Here is a 5,290-nt window from a genome sequence, read left to right on the forward strand (position 1 = left end):
CGAAAGCGGCGTGAAGAACGCGGGCGTGCAATCGTGGCAGGCGGTGGCCGCGCCGGCGGGTCTGCCGGCCGACATCAAGAAGCGCGTGCACGAAGCCATCGTGTCCATCATCAAGGAGCCGGCCACCGCGACCAAGCTCACCGACCTGGGCTTCGAGATCGTGCTGAACACACCCGAGCAGTTCGACGCCTTCCAGAACGCCGAATTCGCGCGCTGGCAGAAGCTGATCACCAGCCGCAACATCAAGGCGGACTGAACGTTCCCCCTGCGTCGCCTGCGGCGTCACCCCCAGGGGGCGGCGCTGGCGGCCCGGCGGAGCCGGTTCCGCGGCGCCCTCGACCACTCCCCTTCGTTCCTCCGGTTCTTCTTCTATGAGCGCTTCTTCTGCCCCTGTCGTCCTGTCCATGCGTGTGGTGCCCGTCGCGGGGCGCGACGGCATGCTGCTCAACCTCTCGGGCGCGCACGCACCCTTCTTCACCCGCAACATCGTCATCGTCACCGACAACGCGGGCCACACCGGCCTGGGCGAGGTGCCGGGCGGCGAGAAGATCCGCCAGACGCTCGAAGACGCGCGACCGCTGGTCGAAGGCCAGACCGTGGGCAACCTGCAGGCCATCCTGAACGCCATGCGCCTGAAGTTCGCCGACCGCGACAGCGGCGGCCGCGGCCTGCAGACCTTCGACCTGCGCACCACCATCCACGCCGTGACGGCCGTGGAATCGGCCCTGCTGGACCTGATGGGCCAGCACCTGGGCGTGCCGGTCGCGGCCCTGCTGGGCGAAGGCCAGCAGCGCGACGCGGTGCAGATGCTGGGCTACCTGTTCTTCGTCGGCGACCGCCTGAAAACCGATCTGCCCTACGCCAGCGAACCCGACCACGCCGACGACTGGTGCCGCCTGCGCCACGAGAAGGCGATGACCCCCGAGGCCGTGGTACGCCTGGCCGAAGCCGCGCAGAAGCGCTACGGCTTCCAGGACTTCAAGCTCAAGGGCGGTGTGCTCGCGGGCGACGCCGAGGTCGAGGCCGTGACCGCGCTGCATGAACGCTTTCCCGAAGCGCGCGTGACGCTGGACCCGAACGGCGGCTGGCTGCTCAAGGACGCGATCCGCCTGGGCGAAAAAATGCGTGGCGTGGTCGCTTACGCCGAAGACCCTTGCGGTGCCGAAGAAGGTTTTTCCGGCCGCGAGGTGATGGCCGAGTTCCGCCGCGCCACCGGCCTGCCCACGGCCACCAACATGGTCGCCACCGACTGGCGGCAGATGGCGCATTCGCTGGCGCTGCAGAGCGTGGACATCCCGCTGGCCGACCCGCACTTCTGGACCATGGCCGGCAGCGTGCGCGTGGCGCAGACCTGCCGCGACTGGGGCCTGACCTGGGGCTCGCACTCCAACAACCACTTCGACATCTCGCTGGCCATGTTCACACACGTGGGCGCGGCCGCACCGGGCAAGGTGACCGCCATCGACACGCACTGGATCTGGCAGGACGGCCAACGGCTGACCAAGGACCCGCTCAAGATCGAAGGCGGCTACGTGCAGGTGCCACAAAAACCGGGCCTGGGCATCGAGATCGACCTGACCGAAGTGAAAAAGGCCCACCAGCTCTACCTGCAGCACGGCCTGGGCGCGCGCGACGACGCGATCGCCATGCAGTACCTGATCCCGGGCTGGACGTTCGACAACAAGAATCCTTGCCTGGTGCGCTGATCCCATGACCCCCCCCACCGTCCTGCAGATCGGTCCGCTGATGCCGGCGCTGGAAGCGGAACTGCGCGAACGGCACACCGTGCTGACCGCGCAGGCCATCACCGCCGACGCACCGCTGGCCGACCGCGCCGATGCGGCGCGCGTGACGGCGGTGGTGACCTCGGCCCCAGTGGGGGTGCCGGTGGCCTGGTTGCCGCAACTGCCGGCGCTGAAGGTGGTGTCGTCTTTCGGCGTGGGCCTGGACCGTCTGCCGCTGGACGCCGCGCGCGCGGCCAGCCTGCCGGTGGGCTACACGCCCGATGTGCTCAACGACTGCGTGGCCGACCTGGCCATGGGCCTGCTGATCGACGGCGCGCGCCGCATCGCCGCGGCCGACCGCTTCGTGCGGCGCGGCGACTGGCTGCACGGCCGCTACCCTGTGACCACGCGCGTGAGCGGCAAACGGCTGGGCATCGTGGGCCTGGGCCGCATCGGCCAGGCCGTGGCGCGACGCGCGGCCGGTTTCGACATGGCCATCGCCTACACCAAGCGCAGCCCGGCCGAGGGCGTGGCCTGGCGCCACGAACCATCGCTGCTGGCGCTGGCTGCGTGGGCCGACTTCCTGGTGCTCACCGTGGCCGGAGGCCCGGCCACACACCACCTGGTGAACGCCGAGGTGCTGCGCGCGCTGGGTCCCCAGGGCCTGCTGGTCAACGTGGCGCGTGGCAGCGTGGTGGACGAAGCGGCGCTGACCGCCTGCCTGCAAAGCGGCGAACTGGGCGGCGCGGCGCTGGACGTGTTCGAGGACGAGCCCCGTGTACCCGCAGCCCTGCTGGCGCTGGACAACGTGGTGCTGGCACCGCACATGGCCAGCGGCACCCACGACACCCGGCAGGCCATGGCCGACCTCACCCTGGCCAACCTGCGCGCCGGCCTGGCCGGGGAACCCCTGCCCGCCCGCGCGGCCTGACCCTTTTTCCGCATTCGACAAGCCTGCCGACCATGAACGCCCCCGTGACGCCCCGCACCATCCGCATCCACCCACACGACAACGTGGCCGTGGTCGTCAACGACGGTGGCCTGCCCGCCGGCACCGCTCTGCCCGGCGGCCCCACGCTGGTGCAGGCCGTGCCGCAGGGCCACAAGGTCGCGTTGGCCGACCTGCCCGCCGGCACCGCCGTGCGCCGCTACAACGTGGTCATCGGCCACACGGCGGTGGACATTCCCGCCGGCGGCTGGGTCAACGAACAGCGGCTGGTGATGCCCGAGGCGCGTTCGCTGCAGGGCCTGCCCGCCCCCACACCGCCCGCGGAGCTGCCGCCACTGGAAGGTCACACCTTCCTGGGCTACCGCAACGCCGACGGCAGCGTGGGCACGCGCAACCTGCTGGCCGTGACGACCACGGTGCAGTGCGTGGCCGGGGTGCTCGAATTCGCCGTCGAGCGCATCCAGAAGGACCTGCTGCCGCGGTATCCGAACGTGGACGGCGTGGTGGGCCTGACGCACAGCTACGGCTGCGGCGTGGCCATCGACGCGCCCGACGCCATCATCCCGATCCGCACGGTACGCAACCTGGCGACGAACCCCAACTTCGGCGGCGAGGTGATGGTGCTCAGCCTGGGCTGCGAGAAGCTGCAGCCCGAGCGGCTGCTGCCGCCGGGCAGCATCCCGATCAGCGATGAGCGCCAAGGGCCGGACGTCGTCTGCTTACAGGACGAGAAACACGTCGGCTTCATGTCGATGATCGACAGCATCCTCACGCAAGCGAAGACCCACCTGGAACGCCTGAACGCGCGCCAGCGCACCACCTGCCCGGTGAGCGAACTGGTGGTGGGCGTGCAGTGCGGCGGCAGCGACGCCTTCTCCGGCGTGACCGCCAACCCGGCCGTGGGCTTCGCGACCGACCTGCTGGTGCGCGCCGGCGCCACGGTGATGTTCAGCGAGAACACCGAGGTGCGGGACGCGGTGGACCAGCTCACGCGCCGCGCCGCGACGCCCGAAGTCGCCGACGCGATCGTGCGCGAACTCGGCTGGTACGACGCCTACCTGGCGCGCGGCCAGGCCGACCGCAGCGCCAACACCACGCCCGGCAACAAAAAGGGCGGGTTGTCGAACATCGTCGAGAAGGCCATGGGCTCCATCGTCAAGAGCGGCAACGGCCCGATCCACGGGGTCATCGGCCCTGGCGAAAAGGTGAAGCAAAAGGGCCTGATCTTCGCGGCCACGCCCGCCAGCGACTTCATCTGCGGCACGCTGCAGCTGGCCGCGGGCATGAACCTGCACGTGTTCACCACCGGCCGCGGCACGCCGTATGGCCTGGCCGAATGCCCGGTGATCAAAGTGGCCACGCGCAACGACCTGGCCCGCCGCTGGCACGACTTGATGGACGTCAACGCCGGCCGCATCGCCAGCGGCGAAGCGAGCATCGACGAGCTGGGCTGGGAACTGTTCCACCGCCTGCTGGCCGTGGCCAGCGGCGAGAAGACCTGGGCCGAACGCTGGGGCCTGCACAACGACCTGGTGCTGTTCAACCCGGCACCGATCACCTGACGAGGTCACCCGCGCCAGCATGCCCATCGAACGACTGGACCCCGCTCAGTTCTTCGGCGAAGTCGGCGGTGAACCCGTCGGCCTGTTCCGCCTGCGCCACGCCAGCGGCATGGAGGTGGCCGTCTGCAACCTGGGCGCCAAGGTGTTGCAGATCGGGGTGCCGGATCGCGATGGCATGCTGGACGACGTGGCTCTGGGCTACGACAGCCTGGCTGCGCTGCGGGCCGGCGCGCCGTCCATGGGCGCCTTCATCGGGCGCTACGCGGGGCGCATCGGCCAGGCATGCTACACGCTGGACGGCACCACCTACCCGCTGGAAGCGAACGCTGGACCGCACACGATCCACGGCGGCCCGGAGGGTTCGCGCCACCGCGTGTTCTCGGCCCACCAGGACGCAACCGACCAACTCACGCTGCGCTTGCGCTTTGAGCCGTCGGTGGACCGTCACCCGGGCATCGTTGACCTCACGCTGAGTTACCGCCTCACCGACGGTCACACCCTGGTGGTGGAACACGAAGCGGTGGCGGTCTGCAACGTCAGCCCGGCCTCGCCCGCGAGCTTCACGCCGCACATCTTCTTCAACCTCGATGGCCCGGGCCGCACCCTCATCGACGACCACCAGCTGCAGGTGTTCGCCACGCACCGGCTGGCCACCGACACCGACCACGTGGCCACGGGTGAACGCATCGCCCTGGACGGTCATGCGCTGGACCTGCGCAGAGGCCGGCGCCTGGGCGACCTGCCCGACATCGACCACGCCTACGAAGTGGCGCCCGCGCGGGACGGCGCGTTGCGCCGCGTGGCCCGCGCGCACAGCCTGGCCAGCGGCCACACCCTGGACGTGTGGACCACCGAACCCGTGCTGCAGGTCTACACCGCTGGCGCGCTGGGCACCGGCGCCACACCCGACGTCGGCAAACACGGCGTGGTGCACCGCCCGCGTGCCGGCCTGTGCCTGGAACCGCAGCAGTACCCCAACGCGGTGAACTGCCCGGCGTTACCGCTCAACCGCGTGACGGTAGGCCAGCCTTACCGGGCACGGACGGAGTACCGCT

The 5,290-nt window shown here is 70.2% G+C and carries 5 protein-coding genes; all 5 read left to right on the plus strand.

What is annotated here, in order from left to right:
* Positions 1–256, plus strand: a 256-nt coding sequence (locus tag ACR2JA_RS01895; protein ID WP_434007447.1) for a tripartite tricarboxylate transporter substrate-binding protein, incomplete at its 5' end; no start/stop codon positions are given.
* Positions 257–371: 115 nt separating this feature from the next.
* Entirely contained in the window at positions 372–1,706 is a 1,335-nt protein-coding gene (gene gudD, locus ACR2JA_RS01900) for a glucarate dehydratase (protein WP_434007448.1), read from the plus strand.
* A 4-nt stretch (positions 1,707–1,710) separates the two neighbouring features.
* Positions 1,711–2,655: a 2-hydroxyacid dehydrogenase gene (locus ACR2JA_RS01905; protein WP_434007449.1), complete on the plus strand. Its 945-nt coding sequence runs from the start codon at positions 1,711–1,713 to the stop codon at positions 2,653–2,655.
* 32 nt (positions 2,656–2,687) lie between these two features.
* Positions 2,688–4,235 (plus strand): galactarate dehydratase, encoded by a 1,548-nt coding sequence (gene garD, locus ACR2JA_RS01910; RefSeq protein ID WP_434007450.1) that lies wholly within the window; start codon positions 2,688–2,690, stop codon positions 4,233–4,235.
* Between the two features lie 19 nt (positions 4,236–4,254).
* Positions 4,255–5,290, plus strand: a 1,036-nt coding sequence (locus tag ACR2JA_RS01915) for an aldose epimerase family protein (protein WP_434007451.1), incomplete at its 3' end; no start/stop codon positions are given.

Source organism: Hydrogenophaga sp. (assembly GCF_051007235.1).
GTDB lineage: Bacteria > Pseudomonadota > Gammaproteobacteria > Burkholderiales > Burkholderiaceae_C > Hydrogenophaga.

Bases quoted from the DNA above. Each gene is read 5' to 3' on its own strand.
- gudD (WP_434007448.1), top strand. From the start codon at position 372: ATGAGCGCTTCTTCTGCCCCTGTCGTCCTGTCCATGCGTGTGGTGCCC.
- ACR2JA_RS01905 (WP_434007449.1), top strand. From the start codon at position 1,711: ATGACCCCCCCCACCGTCCTGCAGATCGGTCCGCTGATGCCGGCGCTG.
- garD (WP_434007450.1), top strand. From the start codon at position 2,688: ATGAACGCCCCCGTGACGCCCCGCACCATCCGCATCCACCCACACGAC.